Raw genomic sequence first — 649 nt, 5'->3', positions numbered from 1 at the left:
ACATCATCCGCGAGGTCGCGGCCGAGTTCCGCAACCCGGTGATGCTCTACTCGATCGGCAAGGACTCCTCGGTGATGCTGCATCTGGCGCGCAAGGCGTTCTACCCGGGCACGCCGCCGTTCCCGCTGATGCACGTCAACACCACCTGGAAGTTCAAGGAGATGATCGAGTTCCGCGACCGCATGGCGGCAAGCGTGGGCATGGAACTGATCGAGCACATCAACGAGGAAGGGCGCGCCGCCGGCATCAACCCCTTCGATCANNNCGGCGCGACGAGGAGGCCTCCCGCGCCAAGGAGCGGGTCTACTCCTTCCGTGACAAGCACCATCGCTGGGACCCCAAGAACCAGCGCCCGGAGCTGTGGCGGCTCTACAACGGCAAGGTCAACCAGGGCGAGTCGATCCGCGTGTTCCCGCTCTCCAACTGGACCGAGCTGGATATCTGGCAGTACATCTATCTCGAATCGATTCCCATCGTGCCGCTCTACTACGCCGCGCCGCGCCCGGTGGTCGAGCGTGACGGCATGCAGGTGATGGTCGACGACGAGCGTCTGCCGCTGGCGCCGGGGGAAGTGCCGGAAGAGAAGTGGGTGCGCTTCCGCACCCTGGGCTGCTACCCGCTCACCGGGGCGGTGGAGTCGCGGGCGGCG

The 649-nt window shown here is 65.8% G+C and carries 1 pseudogene; it reads left to right on the top strand.

Annotated elements, in window-relative coordinates:
* Positions 1-2 precede the first annotated feature (2 nt).
* Positions 3-649, top strand: a pseudogene (gene cysD / locus DOM66_RS19385) (sulfate adenylyltransferase subunit CysD); the annotation flags it as partial.

Source organism: Salinicola endophyticus (genome assembly GCF_003206575.1).
GTDB classification, from domain to species: domain Bacteria; phylum Pseudomonadota; class Gammaproteobacteria; order Pseudomonadales; family Halomonadaceae; genus Salinicola; species Salinicola endophyticus.
Note: the sequence above shows the minus strand (reverse complement) of the source record. Positions and strands in the feature narration are given on the sequence as shown.